The sequence below is a fragment of the Terriglobales bacterium genome (assembly GCA_035561515.1).
Taxonomy (GTDB): domain Bacteria; phylum Acidobacteriota; class Terriglobia; order Terriglobales; family Acidobacteriaceae; genus DATMXP01.
In genome coordinates, this window is record DATMXP010000007.1 from 248,816 (window position 1) to 269,012 (window position 20,197).

The following is a 20,197-nucleotide window of genomic DNA, read 5'->3' on the forward strand; positions in this document are numbered from 1 at the left end:
AATCATCTTTCAATCCTTACTGGCACCGTGAACCGCACCACGGTACCCCGGTTTTCAGGTGTGGCCTCCATCGTGATCCGGCCACCGTGTGCCTCCACGATTCCTCGCGCAATGGCCAGTCCTAATCCAAAACCCTTGTCTTTCTTCGAAGTTCCTGGGACGCGAAACAACTTCTCGAACACCCGTGTTCGCAGTTCTTCCGGGACCGGCATGCCGTCGTTTTCCACGGCAATCTCCACCGTCGCGTCGCGCTGCACTGCGGAAATCGCGATCCGGCGTGCTGGGCCGCAATACTTCGCCGCATTTTCCACGATCTCGTACAGCGCCTGCGAGATCGTCGCAGCGTCCACCTCCAGCATCGGCAGCGTATCCGGGACCGTGATTTGCACCTGCGCGCCTTGCAGACGTTTGTCTGCCCTCGCCACCGCGTTCGAAATCACCTCTTCCGCCGAAGTCGGTCTCGGATGCAGCAGCAGATGTCCGCCTTCGATCTGCGCCAGCGCCATCATCTCCTCGACGAAGTGATCCAGCCGGTCCGTCTCCTCGTTGATCACCTGCAAGTACTCGCGCTCCGAACTCGCCCCTTCCGCCTGCGTGCTGAGCAGCGACGTCACCGACGCCTTGATCGACGTCAGCGGCGTCTTTAAATCGTGTGTTACCGCGTCCAGCAACGCCGTCTTCAGCTTCTCGCTGCGACGCAACGTTTCCGCCTGGCTCGCCTGCTCGAACGCCTCTTGCAGCGCCTTGTAGAGTTGTTCGGCCTTGGCGCGGTGTCTCTCGGCTTCTTCCGCCCGCTCCCGCGCCGCTGACGAAAGCCATCCCACCGTGATCGCTGCAAAGAGGAAGGCGGCAAACGCAATCCAGTCTTGCGACTCATGGATACGTAGAGTATGTACCGGCGGGATAAAGAAGAAGTTGAACGAAACCAGTACCAGCAGGGAAGCGAGCAGTGCCGGGCCCCGTCCGGCCCACGTCGCGATGATGATCACCACCACCAGCAGCAGGCTCGCGACGGTAGTGAGATCGACGTGTGGGCGTAGCCCGATCAGCAGTGCCATCGACCCCGCACAGATGACAACCGTCAGAGCGTATTTCCAGGAGGGCAGCAGCTTGCCCATATGGGAGCTATTGTAAGCTTCGCGCCGATGAGGATGGGAGCAGGGCGAATCTGCATCACGCAACTGAGCAAAGCAACCAAATAGTATCTTGCTGGCGTTGACCGGACAAATTCTAACTCTACTCAGTTATTTGTTCCTCGCTTTCCCATGACGGTAAAGTGTCGTCGGGGTCTTCGCCTAGGTTTTCAGCTAATCCTCATCTAACGGCACATATAGTCCACATGCAAGCTTCGGTGTAGTATTAGCGCGCCTTAATTCATTCCACTTCTGTAGCAGGGAATATGAACGCCGTACGGGTGTAGCTATCTCCCTTACACGAGAAGAACAAGGTACACGTGTCATGTCTGGAAGGATAAAAAAGGGGAGCAAGTCGGGTGGGCGAAACGTAACGCCACCGATCGCTCTAAGCGGAGTGAAACCTAAATTCGATATTGCTTTGGTTGTGACCTTGGTGTGTTTAACCATAACCATAGTGTTGGGAATTGCAAACCACAAAACACCGCTTTTGTTTTTAGCTATGGTGGTTGCGGCTTATGTGACGACTTTCTATCCGGCGTCTTGGTTGAGCCATAGGTTAGGAGGCAATGGACGGATCTTTGCGCTTATTCTGGTTTTGATAGCTGGCGCTTTCGTGTTCTTTGCAGTTGACCAATGGCCCGCCCCTCCGCCACCACCCAAGATGGAAGTTCTGAACTTCGATTTAACTCTTGTCCCGCAACGCAGTGGCATATTCGTCAAGTATCGGTTCAAAAATATCGGGCAATCAAAAATAGTTGGCTATCGATATGGATCCGGATACTTGTTTAGTCCCAACGAGACGAAGCAAATGGTTGAGCATGGGATGAAGGGCGCATTTCATTACGCGGCCATAGAGCCCGAAAGTAAGACCGAGTTTGAGGCTGGTGTGGAGATGAACTCATCGCTTCCGAGGGCGGTCTTACCATCGTCAGGGTTCGACGATTTTAGAAGCGGCAGGATTCATCTTTACTTGTTTCTAGTGCTTCTCTATCGGGATTCGGAAACGGGAAAAGTGGGAGTTACAGAGCGCTGTGTCCGGTACTCGATGCTTGAACCGGGTTGGTATTCCTGCGAGAACGGACATAACCGAATCTACGAATTATCGGAAGAGATGAAGCAAGAGTATGTCGATAGCGGTGGCATCTACAAGACTGGGCAGTAGACTCGGGGTACCGGAACATTGACAGCGTATCCGCCATGGGGAGATTGGCACCGTGGTTCCATTCCGGGAAAAACGCTGTCAAGGGGGTCCAAGCCTCCGATTTCTCGTAAGTTCTTCATTTAACGGCAAATATAAGTTTCGGATTTGTGGCATGGTGCCCCCGCCAGTTTTGTTAATCTGAAATCAGGATAGAAAGAGGGCGATCGTTAACTCGGTCGCCCTTTTTCTTTGCCGGGTCTGCGCAGGCCGAGGCCGCTTTAACAATTCACTGTAAGTAACTGAAGAATAAATACATTACTCGCAACGCGTGCAGAATCACGAACTTACGCAAAAGTACCCACGTAAGTGGTTGATTCTTAAATACCCGCTGCGATTTTTTTGAGGAGATTCAGGAAGAAGGACATGGCAGCCATCATCAATCGCTGTGAATATATTCGCGACAACAACACTCAATGCGGCAGTCCCGCTCTTCGTGGACGCCACCTCTGTTACTACCACTCGCGCGTCCGTTATGTGCCACGCAGAAACGGCAAGCCCGTTATTCAGCTCACCTCGCTTGAAACTTCGCCTTCCATGCAGATTGCCGCCCTCCACGTCGCACAGGCTGTCCTCACCGGCGATCTCGATCCCGCGCGCGCCAATGCCGCTCTTCGCGCTGTCCAGATCGCCTTTCGCACCCTCAAATCCTATGACAGCAGCGTGTCAACCAAGGAGCACGACCTTCCCGAATCGATGCTGTCAATGATCGAAGACGTCCGTCAACCCGCACAGGCGCAGGCCAGCGCACAATCGGAAGACTCCACTTCGTCCAGCGGCCACGCACCTAACGACGAGTCCGAATACGTCGCCACCCTCAACGATTACCGCACCTATCTCAGGTACGTTTCGAATATGAAAGACGAACGCTCGAAGAAACAATATGCCGACTACTTCGGCATCACCCCCGAACTCGACGCAATCTACGCAGCGCAACTCGCTCAGGACCCCGAACCACCCGTCTCATCCCCACTAGGCGATTCAGCTAAGAGCAATGAGCCGCAGGTGAGCTAAACTGCTTTCGTGCGCGTACTGGGCATCGATTGCGGGACAGAGTTTACCGGCTATGCGGTGGTGGAGCAGCCGCACGACTGCGACCTTGCCTACGTCACCTGCGGCACCATTAAGCTGTCGCCCCGGAAGCCAATGGCCGAGCGCCTGACCCAGGTCTTCGATACGCTGCGTAGCGTCATCGGCGAGTTCCATCCAGACATGGTGGCCATCGAAGAGGTCTTCTACGCAGTCAACGCCAAGTCTGCCCTGAAACTTGGGCAGGTACGCGGCGTCGCCATGCTCGCCGCGTCCTCCTGCGGATTGGCCGTGGCCGAGTACGCCCCGCTCTCCATCAAGTCGGCTGTTGTAGGATACGGAAAGGCGGAGAAGTCGCAGGTCCAGCACATGGTCACCACCTTGCTCAGGCTTTCGGCTCCTCCGGAGTCACCGGACGCGGCCGACGCGCTCGCAATTGCCATCTGTCATCTGCATACCTGGGGGACACTCCAGCGCCAGGCAGCAGCATCGAAATAGTAGGTTCATGCGAAAGTCACTGCTTATTCTCATCGTTGCCCTCTGTCAGGTGCTTGTCGCCCAAATGCCGGCGCCAGTGCCCGGAACCGACAATACCGATACCGCTCCGGAGATCACCTTCACCCTCAATTGGCCCCAGGCGATAACGCCCTACTACAGCATTTCCATCTCGAGTACTGGCAAGGCCTCGTATCAGTCGTCTTCCAAGCCGTCCGGTGAAGGCGACCCGTACATGCTCAAGTTTGTCGCTTCGGAACCAACCCGGACCAAGCTCTTCGACCTCGCCAAGCAGGTCAACTACTTCAAGGGCGACTTCAACTACAAGAAGGGCAAACTTGCCTTCACGGGCGACAAGACCCTCGCTTTCAAGGACAACCACCAGCGGCAGCAGACCTCTTACGTCTGGTCCAGCAACCTCCAGATACAGCAGATCACGTCGATCTTTCAGGGCATCTCCGAGACCATCGAGCGTGGCCGGAGCCTTGCCGAGAAGTATCGGTTCGACAAGTTGGGGGTGGACAGCGAATTGAAGAAGATGGAAGAAGCCGCCGGCGATGGCCGCCTGGAAGAGATCGGTGCTATTCAGCCCATCCTGTCCCGGATCGCCAAGGACACCAGCATGATGAACATCACCCGCCGCCGGGCTGAGGCATTGCTAGCCAAGATCCCCAAACCAAACCAGTCGGCCGGTCAGCCTTAAAAAATTAACCCGAAAAGACAAATGCCCCAGCCACGAGCGCTGGGGCTTTCGTTTTGGGCGCTGGGATTAGCGCCAGAACTACTTGAACGACTGGATCGCGTTCGCCTCGTCGTCCTTAATATCAAAGACGGTATAAAGCTTCGTGATCTGAAGGAGGTCGTGGACCTTCTTGGTCAGGTTCAGGAGCTTCAGCTCGCCGCCGCCATTGCGGACGGTGGTGAAAGCGCTGACCAGTTCTCCGATACCAGAGCTGTCAATGTAGGTGACGTCGCCCAGGTTCAGTAGGATCTTCTTGTTCCCCTTGGCGATTATGTCGCGGACAATGTCGCGTAGCATTGTGCTGCCTTCACCGAGCGTGATACGGCCGCTCAGGTCCACAATGGTCACGCCATCAACCTGCCGGGTGTTGGACTTCATCGTCATTCCGATTTCTCCTTGCCGTCTGCCCCAAGGCCACCGACGTGCTTGATAAGAGTAATTTCAGTTCCAGGTTGTAACTTACGAATACGAACTTCATCCATGAACGAACGGATCAGGAAGATGCCGCGGCCATGAGGCTTCAACAGGTTCTCCGGCGACAGCGGGTCCGGGATGTCATCCTCGGATAATCCTTTGCCTTCATCCGCCACGGTGATGATGATCGACTCGGGCGTACGCTCCAGGGCAAAGGTCATCTTCTTGTTGGGATCGTAGGCATTGCCGTGATAGACGGCATTGACTGCCGCTTCGCGGACAGCCATTTCGATGCGCTGGACCGCTTCCTCGTCCAGGCCCGACTGCGTCGCGAGTTGACTGGCTTTCTGCTCGACTTCGTTGACGCTATCGAGTGTGGAATCCAGCTTGTAGACGACCCGTTTTGCCGTCATGCTCAATGTTTGTCAGTCTCATTCGGCCCCGTGGCTTGCCGGCCGGATTCAGGTACTTTACCTACGAGAATGGCTAGTGTGCCTGTCCAAGTGCATTTGTGTCAATCAAGCAGATGCGTGAAAGAACCGAGAATGCGTGATAACGACGCTGGATTCCCGTCCTCCAAGTGAGTATTCTCGCACTGATGCCGGCCTCGAATCTCACCTTGAGCGAAGTGCTCGGTGCCCCGGTCCTGGACTCGACGGGCGCCGTGGCCGGTCGTGTACGTGAAGTCGCAATCTGTCCGCAGGAAGATCCCGCCCGCATCTCGCTGCTCCTGCTGAAGACGAAACTGGGCACGCGAGCCATCAAGCCATCCCAAATCCAGCAGATCAACAGCTATGTAAAAGCGAAGGTGCCTCTCGCGGATCTGCCGCCTTATTCGGGGCCCGAAGGCTACTTCCTGCTCGATCGCGACCTGTTGGATCAGCAGATCATCGACGTTAACGGCCGCAAGGTCGTTCGCGTCAATGATGTCGAAATCCATGCAGATGCCTCGGCTGACCAGTTGGCGCTCAAGATCGGCGCTGTCGACGTCGGCGTAAGAGGCTTCGTCCGTCGCATCCTTAAGGGGCTTGTGCCCGGCCCGGCACTGCGCGGTCTGACCCGTCAGATTCCGCCACGGCTGATCCCCTGGGAGTTCGTGGACCTCATCGAAACCGATCCGGCGCGGCGCGTGAAGCTCAAGATTTCTCACGACAAACTCGGTCAACTGCATCCGGCCGATATCGCCGACATCGTTGAAGACCTGTCACCGGCCGAACGCGAAGCCATCTTCGAGACGCTTGATGAAGAAGTGGCAGCCGAGGCGCTGGAAGAGGTCGAGCCCAAGTTGCAGCGGTCTATTGTCGAGTCGCTCGACGAGGATCGCGTCGCCGACATCGTTGAAGAGATGGACCCTGACGCCGCCGCCGACCTGCTGGGCGACCTGACGGAAGAGAAGTCCGACGCCATCCTGGAAGAGATGGAGCCCGAGCAGCGCGAAGAAGTGGAGGAACTGCTCGAGCACAAGGAGAACACCGCCGCAGGCCGAATGAACACCGAGTACGTGGCGCTGCATGAGGACGCGACCGCGCAGGATGCCATCGCTGCCTTGCGGATGTTTGAAGGCGATGTGTCGAGCGTGGTGACGGTGTACCTGGTCGACTTGGAATGGAAGCTGATGGGCGCGGTGCCGCTGCAAAACGTCGCACTCGCTGAAGCAGGCACCAAACTCGGAGACATCAAGGCCGAGCCACTGGTCTCGTGCAAGCTACATGCACGTGAAAGCGAGTTCACAGAGCTCTTCGATAAATACAATCTGATGTCGCTGCCGGTAGTAGATGACGATGGCGGACTGGCAGGCGTCATCACTGCCGACGACGTGATAGCCCTGCTGCGACAACAGCAGTAGCTCCTCTTTTGTTAGACTCATCTCCGGGATGGCAATTCGTACGATTTTCACCATGGCAGAAGACTGCGCCGCGGGCGAGAGGCTCGGGTGGCAGGAGTTCGTTCGCGACTACGGGCGCATGACCCGAACTTTGCTTGAGCACTACTTTCCGGTGCTGAAGCCCGAACTGGACCAGCACGTGGTTGGCGTGTTTCAGCGTGCCCGCGCTGACGAGAATGCGTGGTTCAAGGGCATCAAGTTCCAGAACGAGCGCGAGTTCATGATGGCGTTCCGTGAGCTTGTGTTTGCCTATGGCCGCATCGCTGCGCGCGTGCCCGTGCCCGAACTCTCACTCGACCAGTTCCGCGAGATCGTGAAGGACTTGAACGTGGTGGAGCGCGAGGTGATGTGGCTGTATGTGAAGGGCTACGACGCTCCGCAGATCGCGCCGATGATGATGAACGCGGAAGCGACCGCCAAAGCAGTGAAGGGAATTGCCGACCAGCGCCTGAAGGACCTGTTTCCGGCCATGACCGCGGACGCATTCAACGCGTCGGCCCGGTCGCTGATCGAAGCCGCTGAGAAGACTAAAGCCGACGATTGCCTTCCGCTGAAGACCTTCAACAATCTCGTGAATGGCCAGATCAGTTGGCGGGAACGGGACCTCGCGGAACAGCATATCCGTGACTGCTTCTACTGCGTCGATCACTTTACCGGATTCCAGGAAATGATCCGGATGCGAAAAGACACCACTCCGCTTGCCGATGATGAAACGGAGAAGGTTTTGGAGGAGTTGAAGTTGGCTGCGGCAAAGAAGCAGGGCGTACTAGCGAAGCTATTCGGGAAGTAGGGCGGGTTGCGCGGCTAAGGCAGTTGACTTAGAATTCTAACGAACGTTCGAATTGTTCACGAACGCGTGGGGCGTTCGTGATCTGGTCCGGGTCTGGGCTGGTGAGGGTCACAGACGGACGAACGCTCGTCCCAGTACCGTTCAAGTATGGCTACCAGTGTCTTACGTCCGAAAAGAAACGGCGAAGCCGCGCGTCGCGAGACGGAGCGGTTTGAGCAGCGCCTTGGGGAAATTCTCGACCACGCCACCGATGTCTTTTACGAGAAAGGCTACGACGCCGCGTCGATGCGCGACCTATCGCGCGCGACCGGAATGTCGCTGGCGGGGCTGTACTACTACTTCGAATCCAAAGAGCGACTGCTGTACCTGATTCAGAAGCACACGTTTGAAACGGTCGTCCGCAATCTTAAGCAGAAGCTGGAGCTGATCAACGACCCGGAGAAAAAGGTGGAGGTGTTCATTCATAACCACCTCGAATACTTCCTCGCGAACCGAAAGGCGATGACGGTGCTCTCGCATGAAGACGAGACGCTGAAGAACGAATTCGGCACAGAGATACAGGCCATCAAGCGGGAGTATTACCGGATCGGCACACAGATTGTGGAAGAGCTTCGCGCGGAGTATGGCGAGCGGTTTGGCGCAGTGAATACGCGCACGGCGGTGGTGACACTGTTCGGGATGATCAACTGGATTTACACCTGGCACAATCCGCGCGTGGATGGTGACGCAAACGCGCTGACGCAGCAAATGTCACAAATTTTTCTGCGGGGCGTGCTGAATCAAGGGACGCCGATGGGGAATTCGGAATCTAAACCAACCGGACGAAAGCGCCGGGATTAAAGAGCTACGAAAGAAGGAGTTTGTGATGGCCACCACGACTGTTGAAACCAGCAAACTGATTGACTATCGCACGGAAGCAGGCGTCGCCGTGATTACCATGACCGATCCACCGGCGAACACCTACACCTACGAGATGAATCGCCAACTGGATGACGCCATTCTGAAGGCGCGCATGGACAACGATGTCCACGTGATCGTGCTTACGGGCGCGGGCGATAAGTTCTTCTCCGCGGGCGCGAACATCAAAATGCTGGCCAGCGTGGATCCGACGTTCAAGTACTACTTCTGCCTGCACGCGAATGAGACGCTGTTGCGCCTGGAACATACGCCGAAGCTGGTGATCGCGGCCATCAACGGACATTGCGTGGGTGGCGGACTTGAAATCGCCATGGCGGCCGATCTGCGGATCGCACGCCAGGACGCGGGCAAAATCGGACTGCCGGAAGTGAACCTGGGCGTGCTGCCGGGGACCGGCGGAACGCAGCGGTTGTCGCGGTTGGTGGGAAAGTCGAAGGCGATTGAGTTGATGGTGACCGGCAACACCTACACGTTCGAGGAAGCGAAGGAGATGGGCATCGTCAACGACATCTTCGATCGCGACGGCTTCATGGAGAACGTGCTGGAGTATGCGCGCCAGTTCTGTCCGCCGAACAAAGCGGCAAAGGCCGTGGGACACATCAAGCGCTCGGTGCAGACCGGTTGGGAGTTGCCGATGGAAAGCGCCTTGGCGGTTGAGCGCGAACTTCAGGCGCTGCTGTTCAACTCACAGGACGCGAAGGAAGGCCTAAACGCGTACGTCGAGAAGAGGCCGGCGACGTTCACGGCGAAGTAGAGAACAGGGGATAGGGGTTAGGGGATGGAGGCCAGGAAAACCTCCCCACACTTGATCGATCATGCTAACTGCAAGTACGGCAAAAGTTGAACCGGGAAAACTGCTCATCAACGGCGAGTGGACGAACTCGTCGCATCACCAGACGTTTGACTCGATTAACCCGGCGACCGGTGAGGTGATCACGCAAATTGCTTCGGCTGGGCCGGAGGATGTCGATCGGGCGGTGAAGGCGGCGCGGGCTGTCTTTGACGATCCCAACTCAAAGTGGCGGCGGATGTCGGCGAGCGAGCGCGGCAAGGTGCTGTGGCGCATCGCCGAGTTGGTTGACCAGAACATCGAAGAGCTTGCCGAACTCGAAACGCTCGACAACGGCAAGCCGATTTTCGAATCGCGCTACGTGGATATGCCAATGGTGGCCGATGTGTTCCGTTACTACGCGGGGCTGGCGACCAAGATCCACGGCGAAACGGTGAACACCAATGAAAACGCGTTCACTTATACATTGCGAGAGCCCGTGGGAGTTGTGGGCGCAATCATTCCGTGGAATTTTCCGTTGCTGCTGGCGAGTTGGAAGCTGGGTCCGGCGCTGGCATGCGGGAACACGGTAGTCCTGAAACCGGCGGAGCAGACGCCGCTGACGGCGTTGCGCTTCGGACAGCTTGCGTTGGAAGCGGGGCTTCCGGCGGGAGTGCTGAACATCATCACGGGTGGCCCGGAAGCGGGCGCGGCGCTGGTGCGGCATCCGCAGGTGGACAAGATCGCGTTTACCGGATCGACGGCGGTCGGCAAGGAAATCATGAAGTCGGCCAGCGATACGCTAAAGCGGGTAACGCTGGAGTTGGGCGGCAAGTCGCCGAATATCGTGTTCGCCGATTCCGATATCGATAACGCCGTGAAGGGCGCCATCAACGGAATCTTTTACGGCAAAGGTGAAGTCTGCAATGCGGGGTCACGCCTGTTCGTGGAGCGAAGCCTGCACGATCAGTTCGTGGAAAAGCTGATTGAGCGCACAAAGAAGCTGCGGCCGGGGGATCCTTTCGATCCGAAGACGCGGCTGGGAGCGATCGTCAGCGAGAAGCAGATGCAGACGGTGATGAGCTACATCGAGGCTGGCAAGAAAGATGGAGCGCAGGTGCTGGCTGGCGGTAATCGTGTCAGCGTTGGTGACGCCAACGGCTACTTCATCGAGCCAACCATCTTTGGCGGCGTGAAGAACGACATGCGTATCGCACAGGAAGAGATATTCGGTCCGGTGCTGGCAACGCTGACCTTCGATGATGTCGATGAGGTTGCGGCGCTGGCGAACCAGAACGTGTATGGGCTGGCGGCGGCGATCTGGACGAAGGACATCAAACGGGCGCACGCGCTGAGCAAGCGTCTGCGGGCCGGGACGGTGTGGATCAATACCTACGGATTGATGGATGCCGCGCTGCCATTCGGCGGATACAAGCAGTCGGGCTTCGGGCGCGAGCTGGGTATCCATGCGGTGGAGCATTACACGGAATTGAAGACGGTGTGGTTATCGCTTTAAGTGTGTGGGCAAGGCGCCCACACGACAGCCGGCGAGTCGCCGGCGCTACAAGTTCGAGGCCGCGTGGGGCGGCCAAGAAGTGGGGTACATATGCCGGGAAAAGTGATGCGCATTGGCACGTTCAGTGACTGGGAAGGTCTGTTCGAAGAATGGCGTAAAGACATTGGCGTGAATCGGGACGAAATTGCCGGGTTCAAGTTCGACACGCTCTTCGGCCAAATCGAGACCGACGAAATCCAGTTCGGCCACTACAAAGGCAAAAAGAAGTGGGAGAACCTGCGCCAGATCCCGACCCAGCAGATGCGCGACGCGCTGCTGAACATGATCGTGTACCAGGGCGACACGGAATTTGCGAGCGTGGAGCAGCAGCGGTGGTTGTTCGAGACCGCGCCGACGGACTGGGATCGCAAGGCGCTGACGCGCGTGATGATCGAGGAGATGCGTCACGGCTGGCAGATGTGCGCGCTGCTGGTGGAGTTCTTCGGTTACACCGGTAAAGTCGAAGCACAGAAGATGCTGGAGCGGCGGGCGTTTGAAAACAAGCGTCTGCTGGGCGCTTTCAACGTGGACGTGGATAACTGGATGGACTTCTACACGTACACCGATTTCGTGGACCGCGACGGGAAGTTCCAGTTGCAGATGCTGAAGTACTCGGCGTTTGCGCCGCTGGGTCGGTCGATGTCGTACATGCTGCGGGAAGAGGCGTTCCACATGGGCGCGGGAAATGATGGGCTGCGGCGCGTGGTGGAGGCGGGGAAAATTCCGGCATGGCTGATCCAGAAGTATCTGAATAAGTGGATTTCGACTTCGTACGACCTGTTTGGGACCGACCATTCGTCGTCGGCACACTGGGCGTATGTGTGGGGCATCAAGGGACGTTATGACGAGCCGCAGAACCAGGCGGAAGCGGACCTCGATGATCTGAACGACTACAACCGAACGTTGTACCGGAACGAAGTGGCCGGGTTGATCGAGCGCTTCAATAAATGCCTGAAGCCTGGAAATGATCCACTGTACGCGCCGGACATCAAGTTCAACCGTGCGATCGGGAAGTATGCCGGGCAGAAGTTCCACGCGAAGACCGGCGGGCCGCTCGGCGACCGAGAGTACGAGCAGCACTTTCGTGAGGTCACGCCGAACGAGGAAGATAAGAAGCTGCTGCTGGAGATCATCAACAACGACAAGAACTGGATTGTGCCGAAGGCTGGTGCTAAAGACCCGCTGGAGACGATCGCCGAACCCCGGAAGATGGCGATCAATATCTAGTTCTTCAGTTTGTCAGTTCATCAGTTCGTCAGATGCGACTCGCGGAACTTTTGACGAACTGAGATACTGATGCACTGAGAAACTTGAGATGGCCGACCAGAACTATTCCCGCCTTATGGTGGCGATGCAGGCGCCTGTTGCGCGCGTGATCTTCGCCAATCCACCCGTAAACGTAATCGATTTGAAAATGATGGATGAGTTGTTGTCCGTACTCGCGGAAGTGGAGCAGCGGACGGACATCGTGGCCGTGGTGTTTGGCGGCAGCGATCGAGCATTTTCGGCCGGAGTGGACGTGGCGGCGCATATGCCCGAACGGGTGCAGGAAATGCTGACGAAGTTCCACGCGGTGATTCGGGCTGTGATCACGTCGAAGAAAGTCACCGTGGCCGCCGTGAGGGGAACCTGCCTGGGCGGAGGCGCGGAACTGGCGGCCGTCTGCGACATGGTGTTCACAACGGATTCGGCGAACTGGGGATTTCCGGAGATATCGCTGGGATGCTTTCCTCCGGCGGCGTGCGCATTGCTGGGGGCGGTCGTCGGGCAGAAGCACGCGGCGGAGTTGATTTTGACGGGACGTCAGGTATCTGGCGAAGAGGCGATGCGAATCGGACTGGCGAACGAAGCGCTCCCGGAAGACGAACTGGCTGACATCGTGGATGATACGTGCGACAGGATGGGGCAGTTGAGTCCGGCGGCGCTGGCGATCACGAAGAAGGCGCTGTACGCGTGGAATGCCGCGCATTGGGACAAAGGCCTGGATCGGGCGGAGAAGATTTACTTTGACGAACTGATGAAGACGGAAGACGCGGTGGAAGGCGTGAGGGCGTTCATGGAGAAGAGGCCGGCGAGGTGGACGGGACGGTAGGTATGGGACTGTTCAGCCGCTTGTTCAGCCGAAAGAGGCAGATGGCGAATCCGGAAAGGGTTCTAAGACACGGCGCCACAATTCTGAAGCCTATCTTCGATCCGAGTGGCTTCAAGTTCAGGAAGGAATCGAGCGGTAGGAGTTCTGGCGGGGCCTATGCTTCGGGAGCTTTCGTGAAAGGGAATCGAAGGTTTGAATTTCATGTCCGTGATTCGCTAGGGTTGGTCACGTATCGAGTTGGGGGAACTCAGCTCAGTCACACCGATTACATGACACAGTTAGGCGTGAAGCACCTGTATCCAACTTTCGGTGAGGAGTTTCAATCGCAGTTTGAAGCTCTTGCGCACGATGTTGTGACGTTTGCTCAGGACTTTCTGCAGGGTGACGGAGCGGAATTCAAGCGACTGGCGGAAGATCTCGCCGCACATCCGAACAAATTCAAAGGGCTACCATCATAATGGCCAACTACCTCCGCGTACTTGCTGAATCCGATGCCAAAGCGCCGCTGGCGGAATTGCGGACGGTGCTGGGGCCGGAGTTTGAGTTGATCGTGGAAGACGGCGATGAGCAGGCGTGGTCGCAGCTTTTGTTGCGGCACAAGGATGGGCCGGAGATCGCGTTGATCGAGCGCGATCCGGTGGCGCCGGATGAATTGGGTCAGCAGGAACTGGATGAACTGGTGCGCGAGATGGAGAATGCGCGTCCGCTGCGCGCGGTTGAGTGGCTGAAGCACTTCTTCACGCATGTGAAGACGGTTTACGTGCTGCATCCGATGAGCGGGACGAAGGTGCATGATGGATGGCTGGCGGTCGAGCGGGTGCAGGCGTATCTGTGGAAGAAGTTCGGTGGCGTCCTGCAGGCCGACAATGAGGGGTTTTCGAACCGCGAGGGACAGCACATCCTATGGCAGTTTCACGGCGAGCACGAAGGCGACCTCGATGTGGCGGTGATGAACGATCGCGGAGAGTGGGTCCCGTACACGTTGAAGATGTCGGATGCGGAGCAGGTGGAGGCGTTCCGTAGAGGGGACATTCCGGGCCAGTGATGATGCGTATAGCCGCCATGGTCTTGTTGCTGTCGAGTGTGCCTATATTGGGGCACGCGGCATGTGCTGTTCATGATTCGAAGACGAAAGAAGGATTGCTTCGTGCTGAGAATCGCTGGGTGGCTGCGCTCGACAAGACAGATGCGAATTCGCTTGCCTGCATTCTTGCTCCGGAGTTCAAGGATTCGGGCGTTTACGGTGAGTTGCGCGACCGGCAGAAAGTCATGAGTGATCTGCCGCATCGTCGGCCGGCGAAGCAGGAATTGCGTAATGTCGAGGCGGTCCTGCTTGGCGGGACCGGCGTGGTGCGGGGAGTGAACCATCTAACAACGAGTGAGGGCAAGCCACTGGCCGATGTGCGATTCACCGATGTGTTCGTCTATCGCGACCATCGGTGGCAGGCGGTATCTGCGCAGGAAACATTGGTGAAGGAAGAGAACAGGCGCTGATGGAATTTGAAATCACACCGGAAGAACTGAAGCAGAAGCTGGATGGCGGCGCAGAGTTGACTGTGCTCGATGTGCGCGAGCCGTGGGAATACGATGCGGCACGGATCGAGGGCTCGAAGCTGATCCCGATGGACCAGATACCGGCAAGGGTGCACCAGGAGCTTGATCCGGAGGAGCACGTGGTGGTGGTTTGTCACCATGGTGTCCGGTCGGCGAACGTGGCGGCGTGGCTGGCGCAGCAGGGGTTCGAGAAGGTGCAATCGCTGCGCGGGGGCGTCGATCGCTGGTCGCGTGTGATTGATCCGAGTGTGCCGATATACTAGGCGCGCATGCTCATCACCGACTGCCACGTACACATCGAGCCGTACTGGATGATGGATCCGACGGCCGCCTCCATGATGCACAAGAAGCGGCCCAATCACGCTGAAATCGAAGAGTTCAGTCAGAATCCCAAAAAGTTTCTCGCATACATGGATGCCTGCGGCATTGATCGCACGGTGCTGATCAATTACGCAGCTCCCGAGACACTAGGCTTCACCATGGACGTAAACGAGTGGGTGTTGAAGTACTGCGCCACGGATAAGGAACGGTTGCTGCCGTGTGGGGGCGTGCATCCCAAGCTTACGAGCAATCCGGAAGGCGATGTACGGCGATTGATCGACGCCGGCGTGAGATTGTTCAAAGTTCATCCGCCGCACCAGTTGCTGTATCCGAATGACTACCTGAACGGCAACAAGGCCCTGGAAGCGATCTACCGTGTGGCGGAAGAGAGCGGCGTGCCGGTGATGATCCATACGGGGACGTCGGTGTTCCCAAAGGCGCGCAGCAAGTTTGGTGATCCCATCTATGTTGACGATGTCGCGATTGATTTCCCGAAGCTGAAGATACTTGTGGCACACGGAGGGCGTCCGATCTGGATGGATACGGCGTTCTTTCTGGTGCGGCGGCACGCGAATGTGTACCTCGATATCAGCGGCATTCCGCCGCGCACGCTACTGGAGTACTTCCCGCGGCTGCAGGAGATCGCGACGAAGACGCTATTCGGAACGGACTGGCCGGGACCAGGCGTGCCGGACATCAAGCGGAACCTGGAAGACTTCCGCGCGTTGGACATCAGCGAACCGGCGAAGCGGGCGATATTGTCAGAGACCGCGCTGGAGATATGGCCGGAGTAGCGATAGGTCCGGGAGGTCTCGGTTGGGCTACGGAAGCTGCCAGGAGTCCTTTAGCTGTTTGTACAGCGGTGCGGGGAACTGAATGAGCACCGGGCTTTTACTTGCGTCGAGCCAGCGCACAACTTCTTGAAGGTTGCGTTCTTCCATCGCCGTGCAACCGGCGGTGCCTCGGTCCGAACCTTTCCAGATATGCAGGAAGATGCATGAACCTGCACCTGCTACCTTGAGGTGGTTGTAGTCGACAGTCGCGCCTAATTTATATACGTCAATGGTGCGCATCTTTTCGGAGCTGTCCCAGTCGGTGTGGCTCATCTGCTTGACGTCGACGATCTGGTTGTACGAGCGGGAGTTCGGGTCGTCGACACACTCGATGGATTCCGTAAGCTGACGGTAGGGAAGCTTGGTTTCGGGGGTGGTGGGATCGAAGCCAAAGGCTTCTACGATGGGGAAGATACCGGCGGGTGAGCGCCCGTCCCCTTCTTTCTTGATCGGATCGCTAATGGATGCAGGCAGTTCGATCAAGGCGTCCCAACCGAGGCCGCTCTTGCCGACGACGATCGGAACGTTTTCCCCGACCTGTCGCCACTGGTCCCCGACCTTCTCGTAACGAATGAGAGTGCCCGAAACGTTATTCCAACCGGGCGTGGTAACGACAAGAGCCTGCTTGGCGTTGCCGAGCGTTTCCTGGTAAGGCTGTGGAAGTGGCATCGCCACCGCTCTGGTTGGTGCTTTCCCGGTGGGCTTGCGGGTGCGTTTCTGAGCGGAGACGTTCACGGTAATCAGCGAAAACAGGAGCAAGAACACAAGGTAGCGGTTCACGTGAGAATCTTACGAAGTCCCGGGAGTTTCGGAAAGTGGGAAGGCATTCTTTGGTTTCGCTACGGAAAAAGAAAGGCCGGTCGAAACGACCGGCCTACACGGAGTTTGCTGTAGCTACTTTCCTACGTTCGTCTGAACATCGGAGACGATCTTGCCGTTGATCAACTCTTCGGCCAGTGGTTTTGCGTTGTAGATTGCGCGCAGAGACTCCTGAATGCCGCGTGCATCCACGGCGACCGCACGACCCTGTACGCCTTCAAAGTAATAACGCCAGGGAAGTGATTGGATATTGCCGTCGAAGATAATGCCGACGACTTCGGCGTTCTTATCGACCACGGGGCTACCGGAGTTGCCACCAATGATGTCGGCAGTGGAGACGAAGTTCAGCGGAGTACGTGGATTCAACTGCCTGCGTGAAGAGTCCCACGACGCCGGAAGCACGTGGTCGGCCTTTGCCTTGTTGTTCGACGCGTACTCGAATGCCTGACCCATGGTGGTGAAGGGGGCCACTGTCTTGCCGTTCTCCTTGTAGCTCTTCACGGAACCGTAGCTCAGGCGCAAGGTGAAGGTTGCGTCGGGCGGGTTCTTCAGACCTTCCAGCTCGAACTTCAGCTTGGCGATCTTTGCGCCTTCGCGCTTTTCCACGGCATCCACTTCGTCGTCGTAGACTTTGCGGAATTTGCGGGCTTCAGGATCGAGTTCACGCATGAAGGCGATGAGCGTGTCGTCGGAGGCGTCGATGGCGGCCTGTCCGCCTTCGTACAACTTACGGCGATAATCGACATCATCCAGCTTCGTGCCGGCGATCAACTCCTCGGCGCGTTTGTCGGGCGACTTTCCGGCTAGCAGTTTCTCGACGAATGCTGCGTCTGCTCCCGTGACGTGCTCCTTCATCTGCTCGAGGTAGGTAGTCAGCAGTCGAACCTCGAGGGTCTCGTACACCGGTGCGGTGGTGAACAGATCCTGCTCAAGGGAGTCGAGGGCAGAGTCGCGGTACTCGCGAAGACGGTCGGCGTTCGCTTTCGGCTTCTCGGCGGCCAAGCGGACCAGGTCGCGTGCGAAGCTGCCAAGGTCATTGCGGAGACCTCCACGCTTCTCGAAGAAGGTGTATGGCATATAAATCTTCTTGTGAGTCTCCATGGCGCGGGCGATGGCGGACCAGGGGTCGCCAATTTCGACTTCGCGTTTGGAATCCCCAAGAACCAGTTGGCGGAGCTTTTGCTCGTCGGCTGCATAGCGGGCCATTACTTCTTTGTTCTGGAGCCCGACGTTATAGCCCTTCGTTGCCTTGAGCGAGTTTTCGAGGCCGAAGATGGGCTCGCGCGCCAGGCGCCCATTCTCCGCGGATTGCGAACCGAACGCCTTTAGCTTCTCGATGCGGCACTTGTAGGTTTCGAACTTGAAGGGATAGTCGGTGTCGCGCAGGAAGTTGCGCTGTGCTTCGGTGAGCCAGCGTCCCGTGGAACCCGGGTGTCCGGAGACGAAGATAGGATCGCCATCCTTAATGCCGTTGCGGCTCCAGACAAGGTAGTCCTTGATCACCGCGGGCTTGTTGTTCTCATAGGCGCGGAAAAAGGTGATGTCGAGGTCGTAGCGGGGAAAGGTGAAGTTGTCTTCGTCGCCGCCAAAGAAGGCCATCTGGAATTCAGGCGCGAATACCAGGCGCACGTCCGTGTACTTTTTGTAACGATAAAGGTGGTACATGCCGCCGGAGTAGAGAGACACGACGTCGCAGCGGAGGCCGGTGCTGGTGTGGCAGTCCTTCTCGATGGCAGTCATGGCGGCGCGCTGGGCCTTGCTGACATCGGCGCTGCTCATGTTCGGCTGCACAGCGGCGTTCACCTTGGCGGTGACGTCGTCGATGCTTTGCAGCACAATCAGCTCAAGGTTCGGGCATTTCTGCTCGTCGAGTTGGGTTTTGGCGTAGAAGCCGTTCTTCATGTAATCGGCCCCACCGGACTTGGAAAGCTCCTGGACGCAGCGTGCCCCGACGTGATGGTTGGTGAATACCAGACCATCGGCCGATACAAAGGATCCCGAGCCATTGGGGAAGCGGACAGACGAGAGTCGGACGTGGTCGAGCCAAGTGTTGGAGGGCTCGAATCCATAAGCGGCCTTGATCTTGTCCTTGGGAACGGCATTAAACAGCCACATGCCTTCTTCGGCAGGCGATATAGCGACAAATGTGACCAGCAACAGCAAGGGAAGAAGTGCTTTCTTCATCTAAATCTCCGAACGGGATGTCGAGACAGGTAACCGTCCGGACTATAAAGGCTGGCAGACAAAGGAGATGTGACGAGTAGCCGCCCGCACGGTGACAAGCATGGGGTAGGCTGCAAAAGAGCACAGCAGGAGCGGGGTTCGGACGGTCGTCACACGCGGCTGTGACGTATGATGACGCATGAAACCGTTTAAGGTATAAAGATAGGTTGGCTCAAGGGCCGCGCTGTGCCTGTGGGAACGGCCGCCCAATGAGTTTTCGCTGGTGCTCCACCGGGGTCTTCAGCATCACAAAATAGGCACTTCATTTAGCGAGGCTATTATGTCCACCACCACAGCGGCGCCCAAGGGATTAGAAGGAATCGTTGCCGCAAATTCAAGCATTTGCTATATCGACGGCGATGCCGGTGTACTCGCCTATCGCGGGTACGATATTCACGACCTTGCGGTACATTCCACGTTCGAAGAAGTCTGCTACCTGCTCTGGTTTGGCCGGATGCCGAACCGCCAGGAACTGCAGGATCTCTCGATCAGCCTTTGGCGTGAGAGCAAGCTGGATGCAGGCATTATCAGCTTGCTGCGCCAGGCGCCGGGCCACACCCTGCCAATGGACGTGCTCAGGACAGTGGTTTCCGCGCTGGCCTGGTTTGATCCCGAAGAGAAGTGCAACGATCACGGTTGCAATATCCGCAAAGCCATCCGACTGACGGCGCAGATCTCGATGATCGTGGCGTATTACGATCGAGTTCGTAAAGGCCTGCCGCTAATCGAGCCTGACCGGTACCTTTCCCACGCCGGCAACTTCCTGTACATGCTGACCGGCGAGCGTCCGTCGAAGACGGCGGAGCGCGCGTTTGATGTGGCGCTGATTCTGCACGCCGACCATGAATTGAACGCTTCGACATTCGCGGGCCGCGTGATTGCGGCAACGCTCTCGGATATGCACTCGGCTGTGACGGGCGCGATTGGCGCCTTGAAGGGCCCCTTGCACGGTGGAGCAAACGAGGCTGTGTTCCGCATTCTGGAATCGATCGACGAGTCCGGCGCGGATCCGGTGGAATACGTAAAAGGTATGCTGGCCCAAAAGAAGAAGATCCCTGGGTTCGGTCATCGCGTGTACCACACGGAAGATCCGCGTGCGACGCACCTGCGCCGTATGTCGGAAGAACTGGGCACTTCCAGTGGAGTGCCGAAATGGTTTGAGTATTCGAAGAAGATCGAGGAGTTTGTCCGTGGCGACAAGAAGTTGAATGCGAATGTGGACTTCTACTCGGCTTCCACGTACCACACGCTGGGAATCGATATCGACCTGTTCACGCCGATTTTCGCGGTGTCGCGTATTTCGGGATGGGCGGCGCACATCATCGAGCAGTTAGATGACAATCGCCTGATTCGTCCGCGTGCGGAGTACGAAGGACTGATCCCACCGCAGAAGTACGTACCGATCGAGCAGCGAGGATAGAAGT

General features: G+C 57.4%; 22 protein-coding genes. 17 read left to right on the forward strand and 5 right to left on the reverse strand.

What is annotated here, in order from left to right; genetic code table 11:
* Positions 1–2 precede the first annotated feature (2 nt).
* Positions 3–1,118 carry a DUF4118 domain-containing protein gene (locus VN577_02355; protein ID HWR13643.1) on the reverse strand — a complete coding sequence of 372 codons (1,116 nt, stop codon included), beginning with the start codon at positions 1,116–1,118 and terminating at the stop codon, positions 3–5.
* Between the two features lie 412 nt (positions 1,119–1,530).
* Between VN577_02355 and VN577_02360 the strand changes: the two genes are divergently transcribed.
* The 4 genes from VN577_02360 (at position 1,531) to VN577_02375 (ending at position 4,561) form a co-directional block, all read left to right on the forward strand.
* Positions 1,531–2,298: a hypothetical protein gene (locus VN577_02360; GenBank protein ID HWR13644.1), complete on the forward strand. Its 768-nt coding sequence runs from the start codon at positions 1,531–1,533 to the stop codon at positions 2,296–2,298.
* A 402-nt stretch (positions 2,299–2,700) separates the two neighbouring features.
* Positions 2,701–3,348: a hypothetical protein gene (locus VN577_02365; protein HWR13645.1), complete on the forward strand. Its 648-nt coding sequence runs from the start codon at positions 2,701–2,703 to the stop codon at positions 3,346–3,348.
* Between the two features lie 9 nt (positions 3,349–3,357).
* On the forward strand, positions 3,358–3,861 hold the full coding sequence (gene ruvC, locus VN577_02370; GenBank protein HWR13646.1) for a crossover junction endodeoxyribonuclease RuvC: 504 nt from the start codon (positions 3,358–3,360) through the stop codon (positions 3,859–3,861).
* 7 nt (positions 3,862–3,868) lie between these two features.
* Entirely contained in the window at positions 3,869–4,561 is a 693-nt protein-coding gene (locus VN577_02375) for a hypothetical protein (protein HWR13647.1), read from the forward strand.
* Positions 4,562–4,639: 78 nt separating this feature from the next.
* Here the strand turns inward: VN577_02375 and VN577_02380 are convergent, their stop codons facing one another.
* On the reverse strand, positions 4,640–4,984 hold the full coding sequence (locus VN577_02380) for an STAS domain-containing protein (GenBank protein ID HWR13648.1): 345 nt from the start codon (positions 4,982–4,984) through the stop codon (positions 4,640–4,642).
* Complete coding sequence (locus tag VN577_02385; protein HWR13649.1) at positions 4,981–5,427, reverse strand: ATP-binding protein; 447 nt, start codon at positions 5,425–5,427, stop codon at positions 4,981–4,983. The genes VN577_02380 and VN577_02385 overlap by 4 nt, the downstream gene beginning before the upstream one ends.
* A gap of 167 nt (positions 5,428–5,594) precedes the next feature.
* Between VN577_02385 and VN577_02390 the strand changes: the two genes are divergently transcribed.
* The 12 genes from VN577_02390 (at position 5,595) to VN577_02445 (ending at position 15,692) form a co-directional block, all read left to right on the forward strand.
* Positions 5,595–6,860 carry a CBS domain-containing protein gene (locus tag VN577_02390; protein ID HWR13650.1) on the forward strand — a complete coding sequence of 422 codons (1,266 nt, stop codon included), beginning with the start codon at positions 5,595–5,597 and terminating at the stop codon, positions 6,858–6,860.
* Between the two features lie 52 nt (positions 6,861–6,912).
* Entirely contained in the window at positions 6,913–7,689 is a 777-nt protein-coding gene (locus VN577_02395; protein HWR13651.1) for a hypothetical protein, read from the forward strand.
* A gap of 147 nt (positions 7,690–7,836) precedes the next feature.
* The gene (locus VN577_02400; protein ID HWR13652.1) at positions 7,837–8,529 is read left to right on the forward strand and encodes a TetR/AcrR family transcriptional regulator; all 693 of its coding nucleotides are present in this window, start codon (positions 7,837–7,839) and stop codon (positions 8,527–8,529) included.
* Positions 8,530–8,554: 25 nt separating this feature from the next.
* Positions 8,555–9,361, forward strand: coding sequence for an enoyl-CoA hydratase/isomerase family protein (locus VN577_02405; GenBank protein ID HWR13653.1), 807 nt, complete (start codon positions 8,555–8,557; stop codon positions 9,359–9,361).
* A 61-nt stretch (positions 9,362–9,422) separates the two neighbouring features.
* Positions 9,423–10,892, forward strand: a complete 1,470-nt coding sequence (gene betB, locus VN577_02410) for a betaine-aldehyde dehydrogenase (protein ID HWR13654.1) — start codon at positions 9,423–9,425, stop codon at positions 10,890–10,892.
* A gap of 90 nt (positions 10,893–10,982) precedes the next feature.
* Complete coding sequence (locus VN577_02415; GenBank protein HWR13655.1) at positions 10,983–12,158, forward strand: Phenylacetic acid catabolic protein; 1,176 nt, start codon at positions 10,983–10,985, stop codon at positions 12,156–12,158.
* 88 nt (positions 12,159–12,246) lie between these two features.
* Positions 12,247–13,023: an enoyl-CoA hydratase/isomerase family protein gene (locus VN577_02420; protein ID HWR13656.1), complete on the forward strand. Its 777-nt coding sequence runs from the start codon at positions 12,247–12,249 to the stop codon at positions 13,021–13,023.
* Positions 13,008–13,481: a hypothetical protein gene (locus VN577_02425; protein ID HWR13657.1), complete on the forward strand. Its 474-nt coding sequence runs from the start codon at positions 13,008–13,010 to the stop codon at positions 13,479–13,481. The genes VN577_02420 and VN577_02425 overlap by 16 nt, the downstream gene beginning before the upstream one ends.
* Positions 13,481–14,068: a hypothetical protein gene (locus VN577_02430; GenBank protein ID HWR13658.1), complete on the forward strand. Its 588-nt coding sequence runs from the start codon at positions 13,481–13,483 to the stop codon at positions 14,066–14,068. Before VN577_02425 ends, VN577_02430 begins: the two co-directional genes overlap by 1 nt.
* Complete coding sequence (locus VN577_02435; protein ID HWR13659.1) at positions 14,068–14,517, forward strand: nuclear transport factor 2 family protein; 450 nt, start codon at positions 14,068–14,070, stop codon at positions 14,515–14,517. Before VN577_02430 ends, VN577_02435 begins: the two co-directional genes overlap by 1 nt.
* Complete coding sequence (locus tag VN577_02440) at positions 14,517–14,840, forward strand: rhodanese-like domain-containing protein (GenBank protein ID HWR13660.1); 324 nt, start codon at positions 14,517–14,519, stop codon at positions 14,838–14,840. Before VN577_02435 ends, VN577_02440 begins: the two co-directional genes overlap by 1 nt.
* 6 nt (positions 14,841–14,846) lie before the next feature.
* The gene (locus VN577_02445; GenBank protein HWR13661.1) at positions 14,847–15,692 is read left to right on the forward strand and encodes an amidohydrolase family protein; all 846 of its coding nucleotides are present in this window, start codon (positions 14,847–14,849) and stop codon (positions 15,690–15,692) included.
* A gap of 27 nt (positions 15,693–15,719) precedes the next feature.
* On the opposite strand, the gene VN577_02450 is transcribed toward VN577_02445, so the two are convergent.
* Both VN577_02450 and VN577_02455 read right to left on the reverse strand, forming a co-directional pair.
* On the reverse strand, positions 15,720–16,511 hold the full coding sequence (locus VN577_02450; GenBank protein HWR13662.1) for a L,D-transpeptidase family protein: 792 nt from the start codon (positions 16,509–16,511) through the stop codon (positions 15,720–15,722).
* Between the two features lie 114 nt (positions 16,512–16,625).
* Complete coding sequence (locus tag VN577_02455; GenBank protein ID HWR13663.1) at positions 16,626–18,734, reverse strand: S46 family peptidase; 2,109 nt, start codon at positions 18,732–18,734, stop codon at positions 16,626–16,628.
* A 319-nt stretch (positions 18,735–19,053) separates the two neighbouring features.
* Between VN577_02455 and VN577_02460 the strand changes: the two genes are divergently transcribed.
* A complete protein-coding gene (locus tag VN577_02460) occupies positions 19,054–20,193 on the forward strand; it encodes a citrate synthase (GenBank protein HWR13664.1) in 1,140 nt (379 codons plus the stop codon).
* Positions 20,194–20,197 lie beyond the last annotated feature (4 nt).

Excerpts from the sequence above, each read along its gene's own strand:
- VN577_02355 (HWR13643.1), bottom strand. The coding sequence starts at position 1,118 with ATGGGCAAGCTGCTGCCCTCCTGGAAATACGCTCTGACGGTTGTCATC.
- VN577_02365 (HWR13645.1), top strand. The coding sequence starts at position 2,701 with ATGGCAGCCATCATCAATCGCTGTGAATATATTCGCGACAACAACACT.
- VN577_02375 (HWR13647.1), top strand. The coding sequence starts at position 3,869 with ATGCGAAAGTCACTGCTTATTCTCATCGTTGCCCTCTGTCAGGTGCTT.
- VN577_02380 (HWR13648.1), bottom strand. The coding sequence starts at position 4,984 with ATGACGATGAAGTCCAACACCCGGCAGGTTGATGGCGTGACCATTGTG.
- VN577_02385 (HWR13649.1), bottom strand. The coding sequence starts at position 5,427 with ATGACGGCAAAACGGGTCGTCTACAAGCTGGATTCCACACTCGATAGC.
- VN577_02395 (HWR13651.1), top strand. The coding sequence starts at position 6,913 with ATGGCAGAAGACTGCGCCGCGGGCGAGAGGCTCGGGTGGCAGGAGTTC.
- VN577_02400 (HWR13652.1), top strand. The coding sequence starts at position 7,837 with ATGGCTACCAGTGTCTTACGTCCGAAAAGAAACGGCGAAGCCGCGCGT.
- VN577_02405 (HWR13653.1), top strand. The coding sequence starts at position 8,555 with ATGGCCACCACGACTGTTGAAACCAGCAAACTGATTGACTATCGCACG.
- betB (HWR13654.1), top strand. The coding sequence starts at position 9,423 with ATGCTAACTGCAAGTACGGCAAAAGTTGAACCGGGAAAACTGCTCATC.
- VN577_02415 (HWR13655.1), top strand. The coding sequence starts at position 10,983 with ATGCCGGGAAAAGTGATGCGCATTGGCACGTTCAGTGACTGGGAAGGT.
- VN577_02420 (HWR13656.1), top strand. The coding sequence starts at position 12,247 with ATGGCCGACCAGAACTATTCCCGCCTTATGGTGGCGATGCAGGCGCCT.
- VN577_02430 (HWR13658.1), top strand. The coding sequence starts at position 13,481 with ATGGCCAACTACCTCCGCGTACTTGCTGAATCCGATGCCAAAGCGCCG.
- VN577_02435 (HWR13659.1), top strand. The coding sequence starts at position 14,068 with ATGATGCGTATAGCCGCCATGGTCTTGTTGCTGTCGAGTGTGCCTATA.
- VN577_02440 (HWR13660.1), top strand. The coding sequence starts at position 14,517 with ATGGAATTTGAAATCACACCGGAAGAACTGAAGCAGAAGCTGGATGGC.
- VN577_02445 (HWR13661.1), top strand. The coding sequence starts at position 14,847 with ATGCTCATCACCGACTGCCACGTACACATCGAGCCGTACTGGATGATG.
- VN577_02455 (HWR13663.1), bottom strand. The coding sequence starts at position 18,734 with ATGAAGAAAGCACTTCTTCCCTTGCTGTTGCTGGTCACATTTGTCGCT.
- VN577_02460 (HWR13664.1), top strand. The coding sequence starts at position 19,054 with ATGTCCACCACCACAGCGGCGCCCAAGGGATTAGAAGGAATCGTTGCC.